This window comes from Nostoc sp., from assembly GCF_036919815.1.
Lineage (GTDB): Bacteria > Cyanobacteriota > Cyanobacteriia > Cyanobacteriales > Nostocaceae > Nostoc.
This window is the reverse complement of the sequence record NZ_JBALCE010000023.1, coordinates 82,944-102,162: the sequence shown is the minus strand read 5'-3', so window position 1 is coordinate 102,162 and position 19,219 is coordinate 82,944. Positions and strand designations below refer to the sequence as shown.

Below are 19,219 nucleotides of genomic sequence, written 5' to 3'. Positions count from 1 at the left end.
TTTTTAAACGCAGAGGGGCGCTGAGGGAAGCGCAAAGGTACGCGAAGTTAAATATTTATCTGGGTTTTTGGAGTATTTTTCAGGAGCGGGATGTGGGTAAATGGGAGGATTTAACTGTTAGCTTTAAAATTGCACTAGGAGAAAAAAATCTATGTTAAAGCGAATTTATATTGATAACTTTCGTGGCTTGGTAAATTTTGAGATGAATTTTGACTCGATTAACCTGTTTCTTGGTGGTAATGGGACAGGTAAATCATCTGTTTTTGAAGTCTTGCGGAAAATTCAACTTTTTATAAGTGGTGACGACAAAGTAGAAGGAATTTTTAAATCTGCTGACTGTACTCGCTGGCAGACTTCGCCAGTTCAGCGTTTTGAGCTAGAAATTGCTGGAAATGGTGGTAGTTATAAATATGAATTTGCTATTAGACATAATCAAGAGAAAAGTCATGTTGAATATGAGCGTCTCTGGTTTAATAATCAAGCTTTGCTGAAGTCTGAGGAAGGCGAAATTAAAATTTTCCAAGATGATTATGAAGAAGTAGTGAAAACCTCATTACCTTCACGATTCCAATTAGTAGGATCTTTACTATACTTATTTACGGTAGATAGTGCTACAAAGTTGGACTGGTTCACAAAACGTATGCAGCGATTCATTATTGTACAAATTATTCCTAGTCTTATGCTTAATCGAGGGAGTTTAGATGAAAATGCGCCGCCATCTCTCCAGGCGGCTTGTGAAGAGTTACAAAGACTTTTGCCGTTATTAAATAACTTATGAATGCTGGTTGCTTAACTATTAAAGAACTTACTGATGCAGTTGGCGGCAGTTTAACTCCGCGCATGGTGCGACATTACCATCAATTGGGACTACTACCGCAACCAGTGCGATCGCCTAGCAATTATCGTCTCTACAACCAAAAAGATGTCCTTCGCTTGCAACGGATTGTCGCACTCAAGCAACAAGGCTTTCAGCTAAACCATATCCGTCAGATTTTGGAGGTGGAACCAGAAGCCGACACAAATCTTAACCTCATGGGACAACTTCAGCAGCAATATCGAGCGGTGATGCAACAAATTTCCCAACTACGGCAAACGGCATCAGCATTAGAAGGATTATTGGGGCGCGATCGCCATTGTCAAATTATCCAGGCGGAAGTTTTGGCACAACTCAAGTTACTGGATGTGGAAACTCAAGCCGGATTGGGGGGATTAGAAAATCTCTGGAGTGGCTTGGATGCCGAAATTCATACCCACTCGGAAGCTTTTACAGAATCGCTACAACGCTTACTACCTGATTTGTCTAACCGTTCAGAAATTGAACAACACTTAATTTCTCAGTTGGTTTTGGCTTGTGGCGATGTCAGTTTGGTGTCCTTTATCAAATTAAGTCGAGATGCGATCGCTGCTAGTCGAGAAGCCCTATCTTCAAGCTGTCAAATTGTTGTCGATACTCAAACGGTTGCAGCTGCGTTGGATCAAACCCGATTATTTCACTTGGGATGCCACATTGAAACCTTAATTGATAATCCCCATATTACCACCGCCACAGAAGCAGAACTTGCCTTTTGGCAACATCAAGAATGGCGATCAAAATTGCAGCAGGTAAATCAGGGTTGTGTGCTAGTAGTTGGTTATGCTCCCTCAGTACTTCTGGAAGCATCAATTGCGATCGCCAACCAGAAAATTCAGCCTGCATTAGTAATTGGAATGCCCATTGGCTTTAGCCATGCTCCCGCAGCCAAGCGACAACTGATGCAACAAGGGATACCTTTTATTACAGTTGAAGGAACTTTGGGAGGTGGCGCTTTAGCTGCAACTGCCCTAAATGCCTTGGTGGAGTCACTGATTGATAAGCCAGATTGTCATTGTTATCTCAAAGATGTAGAACCCTTGTAGAGACGTAGCACTGTTACGTCTGTGAAAATAATATTGTTAAATAATATTGAATTTAGTACACTTTACCAGTTTTAGTAATTCAATAATTCATAATTGTGGCCATAAGCTAGGAACTTGGTATAAGTTGTAATATAAATTAGAAAAATTTATAGTAAACAGACTTTGGCAATTTAGAGTATAAATTATCATGCTATACAAGTTAGAGTGGAGTATAAAAAAATACAAGTGCGTTGAAATAATTAGAAGTAAAGATAACTCAGATGTATAATTAGCGCGTCTCCTCCATAATCTTTAAAAAGATTGCGATTTAGGATTGGTAGGCTTTCTATTTTTTACTTTAATAAAGGGCATATGTGGCAACAAGAAAAAAAAGATACTTCGATAGTCAGGCTGGTATTATGGATTGCCTTAGCTACAACACCGATGGCAGCAACTCTGGTGGTATCTGCACCGATGCTGGCAAAATCTAAACCTGAAGCTCCCTCTTTTGCACTGCCGCAAACAGTGCAGAATGGGACGACAGTGCGGATTGACGGTTCAAATAGCTTGACTGCAATCAACCAAAGGCTGAAAGAAAGTTTTGAAAAACAGTTTTCCGGCACAAAGGTTGAAATTGCTGCTAACGGCACTGGTACGGCACTGAAAGATTTGCTAGGTGGCAAAATTGACATCGCAGCAATCGGGCGTGGTTTAACACCAGCAGAAAAAGCCCAAGGACTAGAGCAAGTTCGCTTGCGCCGTGAGAAGATTGCGATCGTGGTTGGTGCAGATAATCCTTTCAAGCAAAGCTTAACCAGTAAGCAATTCGCCCGGATTTTCCGGGGACAAATTACAAATTGGTCACAACTGGGAGGACCTCCAGGGAAGATTCGGCTAATCGATCACCCGAAGACGAGTGATACTCGTGATACTTTTCGTGCTTATCCAGCCTTCAAAACTGCTGAGTTTGCTACAGGACCCAATGCTACCCAACTAACTAAGGATAATACCGCCGAAATCATCAAACAACTGGGCAAAGACGGCATCAGCTATGTGTTAGCTAATCAGGTGTCGAAGTTGAAAGGTGTGCGAGTTCTGCAATTACATCAAACCTTGCCAAATGATCCTAAATATCCTTTCTCGCAACCTTTAGTTTACGTTTACAAAAAAAATCCCAGCTTAAGCATAGTAGATTTTCTCGGCTTCACCCTTGCACCCTCAGGACAGCAAGCTATAGAACAAGCTAGAACTACTGACGCAGAGGCGATCGCAGCCAGCGTATCACAACCTGCTGCTGCACCTTTTCCCAGTGCCCAGACGACACCGACTGCTACAGCTTCCCCTAGTGCCCAGAAAACACCTGCATTTGCCGAACAGCCCTTTGTGGCTGCTCCTGTAGAAAAGAGTCCAATTGTAGACAAGCAAACACCATTATGGTTGCTGCTACCTTTCTTTTTTATTAGTCTAGCTGGAGGGTTACTATGGTGGGTTCTAGGAAAACGCCCATTGGCCACTGAGAAAACAGACAACTTACCAGAATCAAATCCTCGTCCACCCAGCAGAGAAGATGAAGAAACGCCGGTGTTCAATGCCAGCACACCTGCCTCCCTCAACGGAGCGATACTTGAGGAGCAGCCAGTGCCGCACTTCCAAGAGCATGAAACCCGCGATCGCACTCCTTTCAACATCTATGCTCAAACAGAATCTGACCTGACCCAGAACGCTACTCAGGGGACATCAAATTTTCTACAAGAGGTAACTAATGGCAGCTCTAACCTCCATGAAGGCACAACCTCATCTGTAGGTAATGGATCAGAAAATCACAATTTGGGAGCCGCAGCTTTAACTGGTGGTGCGGCTCTAGCAACGGGTATCGGGGCGAGTACCTGGTCTGCCTTTAGCAACAAAGAAACAGAAACAGATGCGATTGATGAGACAGGGGAGTTAAATAATTATGCGGATATGAACCCTCCTGAGTCTGATCAAGTTGCATGGGACATAGAAGCCCCAGCAGCTGTAGTAAATACTTCATATCCTCACCGGGCTAATATTCCAGAAGAAGCAGCTGATGTGGAATTGCCTTCATCTGAGGTGACAGATTCACTCCCGGAATTACCAGATGTGCCAGAAGTAACATCTGATTTTGGATACTGGGACACAGAAGTTAGTGAAGATCAGATAGATGAGCAACTTCAGGCAGAGTTCAACTGGCTAGATAGTATCACCTCAACTGAAGATGAAGATACAGCCTTAGTAGATGAATTGCCTTTAACAGCTGATTTGGAACTGTCAGAGGCAGAAACAGCTTCACTATTCGATTTGCCAGAAAATGAATTGAATGTGGTGGCGGACGATGCCGAACCTAGTCTGAATTTGCTAGATGAAAAATCTCAAGGAGAGCCGACTGTTGGGGAAGGTGACTCCACAGATTTAGCCGCAGCAGCAGGGATTGAAGCCTGGGCTACCACTTTGGCATCAGATGCTCAAGGAGAAACTGAAACTACGGTTGACAATTTGCCGATTGCAGCTGAAACAGCTATAGATTTGGTAGATGCCCAAGAAGAGAGCAGTATTCTGCTCATACCGCATACTTATACATCGGCTGATGTCTCTTGGGAGATTTCCGAAACCAAGAAAGCAGCGCTGCACCAACAAGGCGGCTCTCAATTGGTAGTGCGGCTCTACGATGTAACTGGGATTGATTTGAGTTATCAAAGTCCGCAGCTTGTACAGCAGTATGAATGTGAAGAGACAGCACACGATCGCTTTGTGGAAATTCCCGTCAGCGATCGCGATTACATAGCTGAAATTGGCTATGTCGCTGATGGCGAACACTGGTTATTCATCGCCCGTTCCGCGATCGTTCGTGTCTTCAGTCCTGTTCATCCAGATCCCACAGTTGAAAATGTAGCGTTAACAAGCCAAACAGCTATCGACTTGGTAGATGTAGATGAAGAGAGCAGTATTGTGTTAACATCCCGCACTCCCCAGTCGGCTAATGTCTCTTGGGAGATTTCCGAAACCAAGAAAGCAGCGCTGCACCAACAAGGCGGCTCTCAATTGGTAGTGCGGCTCTACGATGTAACTGGCATTGACTTGAGTTATCAAAGTCCCCAGATTGTACAAGAGTATGAATGTGAAGAGACAGCACACGATCGCTTTGTGGAAATTCCGATCAGCGATCGCGATTACATAGCTGAAATTGGCTATGTCGCTTATGGCGAACACTGGTTATTCATCGCCCGTTCCGCGATCGTTCGTGTCTTCAGTCCTGTTCATCCAGATCCCACAGTTGATCATCTGCCGATTGGGGATGAAACAGATATTGATTGGGGAGATGCAGATGAAGAGAGCAGTATTCTGCTTACACCGCATACTTATACATCTGCTCATGTCTCTTGGGAGATTTCCGAAACCAAGAAAGCAGCGCTGCAACAACAGGGTGGCTCTCAATTAGTAGTGCGGCTCTACGATGTAACTGGAATTGATTTGAGTTATCAAAGTCCGCAACTTGTACAGCAGTATGAATGTGAAGATACAGCATCCGATCGCTTTATGGAAATTCCCGTCAGCGATCGCGATTACATAGCTGAAATTGGCTATATCGCTGATGGCGCTCGTTGGTTATTCATCGCCCGTTCAGCGCTGGTTCGTGTCTTCAGTGCTGTTCATCCAGATCCCACCGTTGAAAATGCAGCGTTAACAAGCGAAATAGCTATTGGCTTAGTAGATGTAGAACAAGAGATCAGTGAACAAGAGAGCCATATTGTCCTCACACCGCGCACTCCCCAGTGGGCTGATGTCTCTTGGGAGATTTCCGAAACCAAGAAAGCAGCGCTGCAAGAACAGGGCGGCTCTCAATTGGTAGTGCGGCTCTACGATGTAACTGGGATTGACTTGAGTTATCAAAGTCCGCAGCTTGTACAGCAGTATGAATGTGAAGAGAGAGTATCCGATCGCTTTGTGGAAATTCCCGTCAGCGATCGCGATTACATAGCCGAAATTGGCTATATCGCTGATGGCGCTCGTTGGTTATTTATCGCCCGTTCCGCGAATGTTCGGATCTTCAGTGCTGTTCATCCAGATCCCACCGTTGAAAATGCAGCGTTAACAAGCGAAACAGCTATTGGCTTAGTAGATGTAGAAGAACAGATCAGTGAACAAGAGAGCAATATTGTCCTCACACCTCGTACTCCCAAATGGGCTTATGTCTCTTGGTACATTTCCAAGGCTGAGAACGAAACGTTGCAACAACAGGGCGGCTCCCAATTGGTAGTGCGGCTCTACGATGTGACTGGGATTGACTTGAGTTATCAAAGTCCGCAGCTTGTACAGCAGTATGAATGTGAAGAGGTAGCATCCGATCGCTTTGTGGCTATTCCCGTCAGCGATCATGACTACATGATTGAAATTGGCTATATTGCTGATAGCGATGCCTACGGCGGTAAACTACGCTGGTTATTTATCGCCCGTTCCGCGATCGTTCGGGTCTTCAGTCATCCCCACGGAGATTTCTGGTTTGTGGCCGATGCTGAGTTGATTATTCACGGAGCAACCCAACCAAACACAACCGTAAACATTGGTGGTCATACTATCAAAATCAAACCCGATGGTACTTTCCACTTACGTTTCCCCTTTTCAGATGGTTTAATGGATTATCTGATCACGGTAGCTGCTGATGGGGAATCCACTAGAACTATCCATAAAAAGTTCTCCCAGGAAACTTCAGAGAGCTAGCAATTATCCTGAGTTACCCCTCTAACCCTATTTTCCCTTTTAGGGGGAAATAGGGAGAGGGTTAATCAGCAGATTTTATCTATATAACGCTCTTTTATTACTCTGAAAAAATAAAATATTTGTAGGTTGGGTTTCACTGCCGTACCCTACTCTTAAAGCTTGCTACAACTAAACGTACATTGATAGATTTTATTATAACTAATCTCACCCGAACTTAATATTACAAGTAGCAAACCAGCTACCATCTAAGCAATTTTAGAAAATTCTCAAAACAGACCTGATGATCACAACGCCAAACACGATTTAAATCCCTACGATAACCGCAAAGGCAATGGTCGCAAAATTGATTTAGAAATTGATTTTATGGTAGCTTATACCGGATAGGTGAGAAATTGATTAAAAGTTCTGTTTTGTGTTGACAAGTATATAGTTCATTATATCTGGTGCAAGAATGGGTATAGATTACCAAAATGACTTGCATTGATTAATCGAACGCGAGGTGCTATTCTAACCACCTCGCAACACATACCGCTTAGTGATGGTAAAACGCTAATGACGATTAAACAAGCACAAAATTGTTTTTGCTTAGTGACAATCCAGCAGATAATTGTGCAAATTTTACCTGAGTAAACCCAGATGCACTACCATCCTGGTCAAAGAACAGTCCACCTGTAGCACTGTTATAAATAAATCGTTGATTGCTTGTCGTTGCAGATGTTCCAATGGTAAACTGACTTGTCTGAAGTGAACCTGATGATAATCCCCCACCAAATTCATAAGTAAATAGCTGAATTACTTCATTAGTGGCGTTGAAGTCATAAAGACTATCAACACCTCTTTCGTGATTATATAAAATAAAGGTATCAGTCCCATCTCCTCCATAGAGGGTATCATTATTAGAATAACTTATCAGAATATCATTGCCAAAATCACCATAGAGGGTGTTATTGCCTGAATAGCTAGCACTCAAGTGATCGTTACCTGCACCGCCAATAATTGTATCATTGCCACGATTACCCCCATCTATCGTATCGTTGCCACTGTTTCCCACAATCTTGTCATCGTAGCTGTCTGTACCCCAGATATATAATCGTTCGATATTTTTATAGCTAACCTGATTCGTGCCTCCTGTAATTGATCCAGTGTTAGTATTAGCATTGAAAGTCGTTGTGATTCCTCCGTTAGCACTCCTATAATTGATCAACAACACATCGTCACCTTTACCCCCGTCTATCGTATCTTTGCCATAGCCCGCAGACAGCGTATCGTTCCCACTGTTCCCTACAATATTGTCATCGTAGTCTGTACCCCTGATATCTAATCGTTCGATATTCTTGTAGCTAACCTGATTCGTGCCTACTGTAATTGATCCAATGTTAGTAGCAGCATTAAAAGTCGTTGTGATTCCTCCGTTAACATTGGTATTAATGGACAACAAATCGTCACCTTTACCCCCATCGATCGTATCATTGCCACTAGTGCCACCAGAAAGCGTATCGTTGCCATTGCTCCCCACAATATTGTCATCGTCAGCTGTACCTAAGATATTTAATCGTTCAATATTCTTGTAACTAACTTGATTTGTACCCGCCGTAATTGATCCAGTGTTAGTATTAGCATTGAAAGTCGTTGTGATTCCTACGGGAACATTGCTGTAATCGACGGACAATAAATCGTTACCTTTCCCCCCATCGATTGTATCATTGCCACTAGTGCCACCAGAAAGCGTATCGTTGCCATTGCTCCCCACAATATTGTCATCGTAGGCTGTACCTAAGATATTTAATCGTTCAATATTCTTGTAACTAACTTGATTCGTACCCGCCGTAATTGATCCAATGTTAGTAGTAGCATTGAAAGTCGTTGTGATTCCTTTGCTAGCATTGGTGTAATCGACGGACAACAAATCGTCACCCTTACCCCCATCGACCGTTTGAGTCACTAAAGAAGAGGGGGTAGTATTATCTGGGGCGCTTGTATAAAAGGAGTCATTGCCATCGCCCCCAGAGAGCAGATTATTGCCTTCTGAATTCTTAACATTCAAGTAATCATCACCAGTGCCACCGTTGAGAGTGTTATTGCCTATTGTATAACTAGCATTTAAGGTATCGTTCCCAGCGTCTCCGTTCAAGGTGTTATTGCCAGAGCCATAAAATCTAGTACTATATCCACTTCCATCGCCGTAGTAACCAGAAACTTCAAGATAATCATTCGCAGTGCCACCGTTGAGGGTGTTATTGCCTGTTGAATAGTTAGCAGTCAATATATCATCACCAATACCACCGTTGAGGGTATTATTGCCTGTTGAATAGTCAGCTCTCAATATATCGTCCCCAGCGCCACCATTGAGGGTGTTATTGCCAGAGATAGGATTGCCAAATGAAATATCGCGGCGTCCGTAGATGTTACCAGAGGCTAACAGATAATCATTTCCATCACCACCATTCAACAGGTTATTGCCTTCTGAATATTTAACATTCAAAGTATCATCACCAGCACCACCAATGAGAGTATCACTGCCCGTACCACCCCTCAAAAAGTCGTTGCCACTTTTGCCGTCGATTTTGTCATTACCCCCCTGACCATTGATCACATCATCTGAGTTGTCAAAGCCATTAACATTATTGGAGAGGTCATTAAGGAAGGTGACTGTATTCTTGTTGAAGATAGTGCTTTGGGTCGAGTTGGCATTGAAGACATCAAAGCTGTCCGTGATGCTATTTTGCCCAGAAAAGAGGATATTGCTTAAGTCTACAGTGGCTCCTGTAGATTTGCTAAGATTATGCAGGTTTTCCAGGGCAAAGTTTTGCAGGATGACTGTGGGAATAAACCCCACTTCACCTTCAAAAGTAATTTTTAAATTGCTGCCATTCTGGGTCAGCAGCAGATTTCGGGTACTGATGTCATCGACCAAAAATCTTAGGGTGTCCACTTCGGCAATGGCTGCTGCCGAGGGATTTATAGCCTTACCTATGCCACCAAAATCAGTGATGGTAACACTGTCGTTGTAGTGGATGTCGTAAAAATCGTTGCCGCCTCCACCAGTCAAGGTGTCATTGCCACTGCCCGCTAGGGTATCGTTACCGTTGGTTCCAATGATATTTGCCATAACTTTTATCTACCTAAATCGATTTTTTCAATAATTTCTGTTTACAAATTGCTGTTCGTGCAACAACGCCTTTAGAACAGCTCCTTATTTCCTTCATCTCTATGAAGTATTTTTATGCAAATCTCCTGATCTTTTTTATTAGTGCAGTTCTAGCGGGGGTATAAGATTTGTTTGGCCGAGTTTCTTGTCTACATTTTGCTGCTCATGTTCAGGGATGCTTCCAGATGAACGATGTACAAAAAATTGCTGAGGTGGTAGCATTTATGCCGAGTGATGAAGCACGATGGATAACTGGGCAAAATATCCGGGTACTTGGGAGTACTGGGAGTGTTAGTCCCCAATCCCCAATCCCTAATTCTATTTTTTCCATAATCATTCTCTATTTTGTGGCATAAATTTAGTGAATGCGGGTGATATGTATATAGCAGGATTGATCACTAGAGATTAACTTATGAGTAACTCCACTTATCAGCCAGACTATTTCACTTTAACATTGCCGATTTCCCCATCAGCTCGCATAACTGCCCAGCAATTTGCTAACCAGCAGCCAAATTCTGAAAAAGCAGAGCAAGTCCGGCTGAATACGTTGGCTGTGTGGGTGGTGAATGACTATTTGGAAATGATGGATATTCCTACTGATCTCCAAGCTAGTGACAGCTGGAACCCCGTTATGCGCCTTTGTGGGAATGTAGCTGACTTAGAAGTGCCATCAGTTGGCCGTCTGGAGTGTCGCCCTGTGCATCTGCATCAGCAGATATGCTGCATTCCTCCAGAAACCTGGGAAGAACGGGTGGGTTATTTGGTAGTTCAATTTGATGAATCGCTCCAAGAAGCTCGGCTGCTTGGTTTTATCCCTAGTGTCGCAACTGAAACACTGCCTTTAGAACAACTGCAACCGTTAGATGCCTTTATCGACCACCTGTGGCAACTGCGCCAATCCCCAGTTAGTTCACTGGTGAATTTAAGCCAGTGGTTTGCTGATATATTTGAGACAGGTTGGCAGACTATTGAATCCCTGTGGAACGTGCCAGAACTCAGACTAACTTATGCCTTTCGCAGTCCTGAAACTGTGCAACTAAATGCCCTTAAGCGACCAGAATCAATTACTAAACGCGCCAAACTGATTGATTTAGGTATCCAAATTCTCAACCAACCCGTGATGTTGATTGTGGAAATCAGCCCCGAAAAGGAGCAACAAACCAGTATTCATCTGCAATTGCACGCCACTGGGAATCAAATCTACTTGCCGCCCGGAGTTTATCTCACCGTTTTAGATAGTTCGGGAACAGTATTTCTAGAGGCTCAATCTAGAAAATCAGACAACTACATTCAGTTACAGTTTCGCGGTGAACCTAGAGAGCAATTTAGCGTTAGAGTAGCCATGAATGATACCAGCATTACCGAACATTTTCGGATTTGAAACATCTAGCTATTTTCCCTCTTTCTCGGTAATTTATAAGTGGTAATTGGTTAATTAAAAATTCAGAATTAAAAATTCAAGTCGGCTTTTAGGGATTTTGAAAGAAGTCTGTAAACGCTTCTGAAGCTTGCGATTAGACATTAGAACAGGGCGTGATTTTTTATAGGGAGATAGCGACGCATGGGTAAGTTAGTGGTTCTGAAATTCGGAGAGGGTAGTTTTGAGCAGGGGTTTCCTGTGACTCTCCAAATTGGTGAAGAACACCAGCACGCTACAACAGAAATCACGGGGAAGTTACCTTCATTCCCGGAAATGCCGCTCTATTATAGTCATTGGCAGTCTAGTTATCGGCAGATAGGCAATCGTTATCGCCTCCATGCTGATAAAATGCAGGTGACGAATGTATCGATGATTCAAGACTGCGAAAACACTTCCCATATTTTGCGGGCACGCTTTAATACCTGGCTGCGAGCAGAGGAGTTTCGCCCTTTGAGGGAAAAATGGTTAGAAAGATTGTCGTCCAGCGAAGAACTGCGGGTGATTCTGCAAACAGAAAATAGGCAATTGCAGCTATTACCCTGGCATCTGTGGGACTTGTTAGAACGCTACCCGAAAGCTGAAATCGCCCTTTCTTCACCATCTTACGATCGCATTCACAAGCCACGCACTTTAAATCAATTAGTCAACATTTTAGCAATTGTAGGCAATAGTCAGGGGATTGACACCCAAGCCGATCAAGCATTACTACAACAGTGTAGTAATGCAGAGGTCAGCTTTTTAGTAGAACCACAACGTCAGCAATTGACTGATCATCTTTGGGGAAAAAACTGGGATATTCTCTTTTTTGCTGGGCACAGTTCCAGTCAGGGAAATGGAGAAAGCGGGCGAATTTATCTGAATAAAACTGATAGCCTCACCATTGGCGAGTTAAAGTACGCTCTCAGGAAAGCGATTGAAAACGGCTTGCAACTAGCTATATTCAACTCCTGTGATGGATTGGGATTGGCGCAAGAATTGGCTGATTTGCAAATTCCTCAGATAATCGTCATGCGCGAACCAGTCCCAGATCAGGTTGCCAAGGAGTTCTTAAAGTATTTTCTCCAAGGCTTTGCCGGTGGCGAGTCTTTTTATAAGTCGGTACGCCAAGCGCGGGAACGGTTGCAAGGACTTGAGGATCGATTTCCCTGTGCAACTTGGCTACCAGTGATTTGCCAAAATCCTGCGCAGATACCACCCACTTGGGATGAATTAAGGTCTAGAAAAATTGAAGATATACCGAATTTAGCTTTGTCTACCAGACGCAGATTTCAGACAACTTTGTTATCCAGTTTAGCGATTACAGCCTTGGTTTTTGGGGCGAGATTGGTGGGATTTGTGGAAAGTTCAGAGATTCAAGCCTTTGACCTGATGATGCGATCGCGTCCTGCGGAGGGGCTTGATCCCCGACTGCTGGTAATTACAATTGACGATGATGATTTGGCAATTCAAAGACAAAATAACGAGTCGTTGATTGGAGCTTCCATTTCCGAAAAATCTCTTAATAAACTCCTGGCAAAACTGAATCAATACCAACCCCGCGCGATCGGCTTAGATATCTACCGTGATTTTAAAGCCAAACAACCAGATTTAATTACTCGTCTTCAACAAACTCAGAATTTGGTTGGCGTATGTAAAGGGAGCGATGGCACTGTAAATATTAAAGGCATTAAGCCACCACCAGAAATCCCCCCAGGCAACCTGGGATTCAGTGACTTTATTCATGATCCTGATGGAGTTATCCGTCGGCATCTCCTGTTCATGAGGCAGGAGGCGACATCATTTTGTCCTGCTCCTTTTGCATTTAGTTTAGAACTGGCCTTTCTCTATCTACGCCCTTCAGAAATTCAACCAAAGTTCACTCCTGATGGTAATTTGCAGCTGGGTAAAACTATTTTTCCAAATTTGAAATCTCGCACTGGCGGCTATCAAAAGATTGATGCTAATGGCGGTCAAATCTTACTTAACTACCGTTCCTCAAAACAAATAGCCGAACAGGTGAAGCTAACCGAATTTTTATCTAATCCGGTTAACCCCAATGCGATCAAAGACAGGATTGTTTTGATTGGTGTGGTGGCAAAGGGGGATTCTCCAGACACCTGGCCTACACCCTATGGCGCTCCTTTAGATGAGCAAATGCCAGGAGTATTAGTACAAGCGCATATGATCAGCCAGATCCTTAGTGCTGTCCAGGATGGGCGGCCGTTGCTGCGGGTTTGGTCATTGTGGGTTGAGGTGGTCTGGATTTGGGGCTGGTCTTTGGTCGGGGGAGTCCTGGTTTGGCGAAAGCTTTCGTTCCCCTGGTTGATATTGGCAGTCAGTATTAGCTTTAGTGTTCTGTATCTAGTTTGCTTTGGTCTGCTAATTTCGGGTGCTTGGGTGCCGTTTGTACCGTCGGCTTTGTCGTTGGTAGCTATGGTTGGCTTGATGTCAATTTATAATTCCAAAACAGAAGTTCGGGTGATGAATAGAGAAGGTTGAATAAATATACTTAACCAAATCGGATTGCAATTAGGACTTACGCAAAATATCTCTCAAACTCTGATTTCTCTGTGTCGCGCCAGTTGCTATAACTCTTGGAACCCCCGCAACGCACTGGCTTCTCTGCGCCTCTGTGGTAGCCTGCGGCAAGCTGAAGCGTCTACGTTTATTCCGTAACTTGTGCGTAAGTCCTACTTAACCAAATCGGATTGCAATAACTCTTTCACAATCTAAAATCAGATAAGGTAAAGTTTTTATGAAGTCAAATTCACCAGCGATAAAACTGTTTTTAGTAGTAGCTTTTAGCTGCACCAGTTTACTAGTTAGCCTGACTCCATTACTGGCGAAACCAAGAGTTGGTTCTTCACTTAGCGATGCCCTTCTCTACGAGAGGCTACGCCAACGACAGGCTCAGGGTAAGACCTACGGTGGGCTACGCCTACGCTCTGATCCTAAAAAGACCCTTGCTCAAGCCACAACCTTTAATCTACCTCCACTTCCACCTGGTTCCGCTCCTGGAGGTCGCGTTCGTGGTGGAGCAAAGCGCGGAGGATGTCTAGTTGCTAAACCTGATCTGACTGCTTTAGCGCCCTTCAGTCAGGAAGCTAACTCAGTAATCAATGTTTGGGGAAAGACAATGGTAGACCACCCAAGTTGGTTTTTCTATGTGCCATATACCAAAGATTTGCCCTACGAAGTTGAATTTGTGCTGCAAGATCAGGACTCTAACCAGATTTACGAAAAAGCGATCGCTCTACCAGATAAACCAGGAGTCATCCGGGTTTCTTTGCCTCCCACTGCTCCCGCTTTGGCAGTAGACAAACAATATCACTGGTTTTTCACCATTAACTGTGACAAGGAAAAGAATTCTCCCCCGACTTTCCTTGAAGGGGTAATACAACGAGTCCAACTGAATCCAACCATAGTTAAAGAGCTACAAACCACAGAACCTCTAAAGCGCTATGCTATCTATGCCCAAAACGGGATATGGTACGAGGCACTAACGATACTGGCTCAACTGCGTCAGAATAATCCTCAAGATGCAGCACTGCAAGCAGAGTGGCGGAATTTGTTAAGCAGCATCCGCTTAGATGATATTGCCGCAGAACCGATTCTCTCTGACAAACCTTAGAGGATGTTTGAAAAGTCATGATTGATGTATCAAATATTTTTTACCCCACCCTAACCCTCCCCTTTATAAGGGGAGGGAACCGAATTTTTCTTGTTTCCTTCTCAAGAAAACTCAAGAGGGACAAGGCTCTGCCTTATAAAGGGGAGGGAACTAAATTTTTCTTGTTTCCACCCTTTACAAGGGGGGATTAAGGGGGGTAACAATTCGATTAAAATCACAACATATCACTTTTCAAACAACATCTTAGAGGATGTCGCAATTACCGATTATTTTAACTAATCTTCTTTTGGCAAGATATCATCAATCGGTCGCTCCTGATTAATATCAGAACTTTCTGCTTTCCAATTATCATCTGCTTCAGGAGATTCAGAAACCATCACAAACTCAGTTTCTTGTGGATGATTATTTCCCCATTTATCTAAGACATCTTTAATTAACACTTCTTGCAACCAAATCTTAGCGACAACAGTTAGGGGTAGCGCCAGAAATAATCCTAAAAAGCCAAAGAAAGTAACGAAAAATAGCTGGGCAATTAAGGTTATAGCGGGTAGCAATGAGACTTGACGCGCCATGACAACGGGCGTGATGAAATTACTTTCAGCCTGTTGAATAAAAAAGTACAGAATCAAGACAGCCACGGCTTTCCAAGGTTGATCCAAGAAGGCGATCGCCATTGCTGGTATGACACTCATCGTTGGGCCGAGATTGGGAATCAAGTTGAAAAATCCTGCCAAAACGGCTAAAGCTAGTGCTGCCTTTACACCCAAAATTGATAAGCCAATCAGACTCATCAGCCCCACTACACAGATGGCAATGAAAGCGCCTGTAATCCATCCTTCCAAAGAGACTTCACATTTATCTAAAATCCCATCTACCCGCCGCCGATAAAATGAGGGAAAAAGCCGCACAAAGACTTTCCGGTAAGCTACGGGATCGGCTAACATCATTCCTGTTAAAACCAACACTAGCAAAATCTTGAGGACAACTTCCAAAGAGCCAGAGACAAAGGCGAAGGAGTTTCCGAGTAGCCGATTGACGAAGGGCTGTACTTGTTGGATGAGGCTATTGATATCTGGGATGTAGGGAACTAACTGGTTAGGAATACGAGTTCTCAGGGCATCAAGCCAACCATTAAAGCGCTCAAACCCTTTAGGAACCTGATTGGTTAGTTCTTGAAACTGCTGTGCAAAAGGTGGCACAATTAGCCAGAAAAAACCCGCGATACCTGCCAAAAAGATAGCCACTGACAGGATGACGGCGAATCCACGCTTCATCCCAAAGCGTTGGAAGCGTTTCGCTAGCCGATTTAAGGTAGTGGCTAACACAACTGCGGCAAACATCAGCAAAAGCACTTCCCGAATTTGCCACAGGATGTATAAAGAAAGAAGGATGGCGATTAAGCCGATCCATTGACCGAGTTTCACAGGCTGACTCCCAACGGTTGGCGAGATGCAATTTTTTGGTAATTCAGCTAGATTAGCCGATTTTAGTAGGTTGTGCGTAAATAGTTTGAGTTAATTTTGGTTCTGTGCTTGGAATCGCCACAGTAGCGCGATCGCTATAATCACAATCGGCAACAATATTATAATTAGCGCGTTGGTTGCTGTCGCTGGAATTGATAGACTTGGCCCTGCATACTTAATCAATACCGATAACAAAGCTGAGAGTAAAAGCAGTTTCAGAACCAATCCTAGTTGATTTTCCATAAAAGTACGGCAATACAAATTTTTCTGGTATACACGATTTGGGGCTGTACCGCCCAGTTTCTACAATAAACCTACAGATACAATCCTTTCCAACTTTCTCTAGGAAATGCGAACGCTTTTTTACGTCAAACTCAACCAGCCAAAAACTTGTTCCCCCGTCAGTTCCAACTCAATGCCCTCCAGAATAGGTAATTTATCAGCACCTTCGTATAATTCCACTCGCTGTCCAGGAAAAATCCCTATCACACTTTCGTCTTCTGGGTTGATTAACCAGCCGAGTTCAGTACCATTGCGTGAACAATGCAATAATTTACTCAATACTTTTGTAAACTTTTGGTCTGGGGACAGAATCTCAATTGCCCAGTCGGGATGAATTTCAAAGCGATTAACAATTCTGCCTGGAGTTTTAGGAATTCTATCCCAACGAAACACAGACACATCAGGGACGATTGCAGCGCCGCCGAAGGTGCAACGCAGTTCTGGGAAAGCTACAGCAATTTTTTGGCTTCTAGCTATACTGTTAATTGTTTCGCAAAAAGTAGCTTGGAGTAAGCTATGTTCACCTTGAGGCATTGGTTTTTGAATAATTTCCCCGTTAATAAAGTCTGATGCTGGTTCAGTTTCCGGCAATTTGAGGAACTCGTCTAAAGTTAGTTGGGGTTGAGTTGCGATCGCCATAAGTAAAGAGTATGGAGAGGATAGTTTTATTATGGGCGTGCGATCGCCCAATATAGTTCGGGTAAGGCAAGAGACGCGATAAATCGCCGTCTTTACAACAATCAGTTCTTTGTAGAGATGGCGATTTATCGCGTCTTTGTAATATATAATTTTCGTCAAAAAACCTTATCCAAAGCGTATTGAGCGATCGCCATAAGCAAATAGCATAGAGAGGATGGTCTAATTATGGGCGAATGTGCGATCGCCTTGCATCTTTCGTTTCTGACAGGCGCTAGAAATTATATTTTTGGCAAACCTACAAGGCGATTAACTTGGACAAATACATCACCAAAGGCTAGGGGGACAATAGAACCTGTGGTTAATGTCAGTTCTGTTGTGTATTGCCCATTTTTTAAGTCTCTAAATACTTGCAACTGAGAATTTTTGAGATTGACAACCCAATATTGAACAATGCCTTTAATCGCTAATCGCTACTGAGGAGATACAGTTGTAAAATTATATATCCCTCAGTCAGGAGCATTGTGATGTTTCGGCATTTAGTACGTGCATTAATTCTTACGATAGTTCTAAGTAGCTTTTTGAATCTGACAGCCTCTACTGCCTTTGCACAACAGATATATGAACCAACAAATGAGTCGCTATCAAAGCATGAAGTTCCAGAGTGGTTCAAAGATGCTAAACTCGGCATTTTCATTCACTGGGGCGTCTACTCTGTACCTGGTTGGGCACCACTGACTGGTGAACAAAACAAGGTAGTTGCAGAACGCGGTTGGGAATATTGGTTCCAGCACAACCCTTATGCTGAATGGTACTACAACTCCATGAAACTTGAAGGCAGTGATACCTATAACTATCACCGTGCGACCTACGGTAAAAATTTCACCTATGACGACTTCATCCCCACCTTCAACGCAGCCATCACAAAGTGGAATCCATCCCAATGGGCAAAACTGTTTTCTCAAGTAGGTGCGCGGTACGTTGTGCTGACGACCAAACATCATGATGGCTTCCTGTTATGGCCTAGCAAAACCACAAACCAGTCAAGAGGAGTGGCGGCGCGAGATATTGTGGGCGAACTGACACAAGCCGTTCGTAAACAAGGTATGCGTATGGGTCTGTACTACTCCGGCGGTATTGATTGGTCTAAACAAGATACAACGGTGACAGACTTTAACACCTTGGTCGCAGCCATTATCCAAGAAAAAGCTTACGCTGAATATGCTAACGCTCACTGGCGCGAACTCATAGACCGCTATCAGCCGTCTATCTTATGGAATGACCTTGGCTACCCTGTTGGTCAGGCGAACGGGATTATGGCTTACTTTTATAATCACGTAGCTAACGGTGTCGTTAATGACCGCTTTGATTTAGGTGGGCAATTCGGTTTACACTTCGACTTCTCCACACCTGAATACAGTCAACTCAAACAAATCGAACCAAAGAAATGGGAAAGCACAAGGGGTTTAGGTTACTCGTTTGGTTACAACCAGAATGATACCGACTTGAACATGATTTCAGTAGATGAACTGGTTGACTCATTCGTTGACATTGTTAGTAAAAACGGCAACTTACTGCTCAACATTGGCCCAAATGCCGATGGTTCAATCTCCAAACTGCAAACTGAACGGTTGCTCGGCTTAGGCAAGTGGCTAGATGTAAATGGTGAAGCCATCTTTGGCTCGCGCTATTGGATACGCTCAGAAGATGTATCCACTCAAGGCATCCGAGTGCGCTACACCACAAATAAAGGTAATTTGTATGCTGTCTTGCTTGATACTCCCATGAGTCAGACGCTGACAATCCCAAGACTAATTCTGCCGAAAAATACAAAGATTACAATGCTAGGGGCAAAAGGTAAACTTGGGTGGCAACAGTACGGACAGAATTTAGTTGTCACGCTACCGGATATGTGTGTGGGGAAAAAATCACCAGCCTACACATTGAAAATCAGCCAGATACCTCTTTCCTGAAGCTCGGATATTACAGCACTTCCGGCAGCTATGAGGTACATCCTCAAAGCTGAAAGCTATGCTAGGAAAGGGCAA

Annotated in this window: 12 protein-coding genes and 1 pseudogene; 8 read left to right on the top strand and 5 right to left on the bottom strand. The window is 43.6% G+C overall.

Annotated features, from left to right (window positions below):
* Positions 1 to 151: 151 nt before the first annotated feature.
* The 3 genes from V7K15_RS06890 to V7K15_RS06880 all read left to right on the top strand — a co-directional run bounded on the left by V7K15_RS06890 (position 152) and on the right by V7K15_RS06880 (position 6,612).
* Positions 152 to 778 (top strand): AAA family ATPase, encoded by a 627-nt coding sequence (locus V7K15_RS06890; RefSeq protein ID WP_334904207.1) that lies wholly within the window; start codon positions 152 to 154, stop codon positions 776 to 778.
* Positions 775 to 1,896, top strand: coding sequence for a precorrin-8X methylmutase (locus V7K15_RS06885; protein ID WP_334904205.1), 1,122 nt, complete (start codon positions 775 to 777; stop codon positions 1,894 to 1,896). The genes V7K15_RS06890 and V7K15_RS06885 overlap by 4 nt, the downstream gene beginning before the upstream one ends.
* A gap of 351 nt (positions 1,897 to 2,247) precedes the next feature.
* Entirely contained in the window at positions 2,248 to 6,612 is a 4,365-nt protein-coding gene (locus V7K15_RS06880; protein WP_334904204.1) for a DUF4912 domain-containing protein, read from the top strand.
* 559 nt (positions 6,613 to 7,171) lie between these two features.
* On the opposite strand, the pseudogene V7K15_RS06875 reads toward V7K15_RS06880, so the two are convergent.
* Positions 7,172 to 9,721 (bottom strand): annotated as a pseudogene (locus tag V7K15_RS06875) (beta strand repeat-containing protein); the annotation flags it as partial.
* Positions 9,722 to 9,945: 224 nt separating this feature from the next.
* On the opposite strand from V7K15_RS06875, the gene V7K15_RS06870 reads away from it, so the two are divergent.
* The 4 genes from V7K15_RS06870 (at position 9,946) to V7K15_RS06855 (ending at position 14,790) form a co-directional block, all read left to right on the top strand.
* A complete protein-coding gene (locus V7K15_RS06870; protein WP_334904200.1) occupies positions 9,946 to 10,116 on the top strand; it encodes a hypothetical protein in 171 nt (56 codons plus the stop codon).
* A gap of 56 nt (positions 10,117 to 10,172) precedes the next feature.
* Positions 10,173 to 11,141 (top strand): DUF1822 family protein, encoded by a 969-nt coding sequence (locus tag V7K15_RS06865; RefSeq protein ID WP_334904198.1) that lies wholly within the window; start codon positions 10,173 to 10,175, stop codon positions 11,139 to 11,141.
* A 180-nt stretch (positions 11,142 to 11,321) separates the two neighbouring features.
* A complete protein-coding gene (locus V7K15_RS06860; protein ID WP_334904196.1) occupies positions 11,322 to 13,658 on the top strand; it encodes a CHASE2 domain-containing protein in 2,337 nt (778 codons plus the stop codon).
* A gap of 256 nt (positions 13,659 to 13,914) precedes the next feature.
* The gene (locus V7K15_RS06855) at positions 13,915 to 14,790 is read left to right on the top strand and encodes a DUF928 domain-containing protein (RefSeq protein WP_334904194.1); all 876 of its coding nucleotides are present in this window, start codon (positions 13,915 to 13,917) and stop codon (positions 14,788 to 14,790) included.
* 275 nt (positions 14,791 to 15,065) lie between these two features.
* Here V7K15_RS06855 and V7K15_RS06850 read toward each other — a convergent pair whose 3' ends face one another.
* The 4 genes from V7K15_RS06850 to V7K15_RS06835 all read right to left on the bottom strand — a co-directional run bounded on the left by V7K15_RS06850 (position 15,066) and on the right by V7K15_RS06835 (position 17,587).
* Entirely contained in the window at positions 15,066 to 16,214 is a 1,149-nt protein-coding gene (locus tag V7K15_RS06850) for an AI-2E family transporter (protein WP_334904192.1), read from the bottom strand.
* Between the two features lie 90 nt (positions 16,215 to 16,304).
* Positions 16,305 to 16,496: a hypothetical protein gene (locus V7K15_RS06845; RefSeq protein ID WP_334904190.1), complete on the bottom strand. Its 192-nt coding sequence runs from the start codon at positions 16,494 to 16,496 to the stop codon at positions 16,305 to 16,307.
* 120 nt (positions 16,497 to 16,616) lie between these two features.
* Entirely contained in the window at positions 16,617 to 17,174 is a 558-nt protein-coding gene (locus tag V7K15_RS06840; protein WP_334904285.1) for a Uma2 family endonuclease, read from the bottom strand.
* 278 nt (positions 17,175 to 17,452) lie between these two features.
* Positions 17,453 to 17,587 carry a hypothetical protein gene (locus tag V7K15_RS06835; protein WP_334904188.1) on the bottom strand — a complete coding sequence of 45 codons (135 nt, stop codon included), beginning with the start codon at positions 17,585 to 17,587 and terminating at the stop codon, positions 17,453 to 17,455.
* 111 nt (positions 17,588 to 17,698) lie between these two features.
* Here V7K15_RS06835 and V7K15_RS06830 point away from each other — a divergent pair, with 111 nt between their 5' ends.
* A complete protein-coding gene (locus V7K15_RS06830) occupies positions 17,699 to 19,144 on the top strand; it encodes an alpha-L-fucosidase (RefSeq protein WP_334904186.1) in 1,446 nt (481 codons plus the stop codon).
* Positions 19,145 to 19,219: the final 75 nt, after the last annotated feature.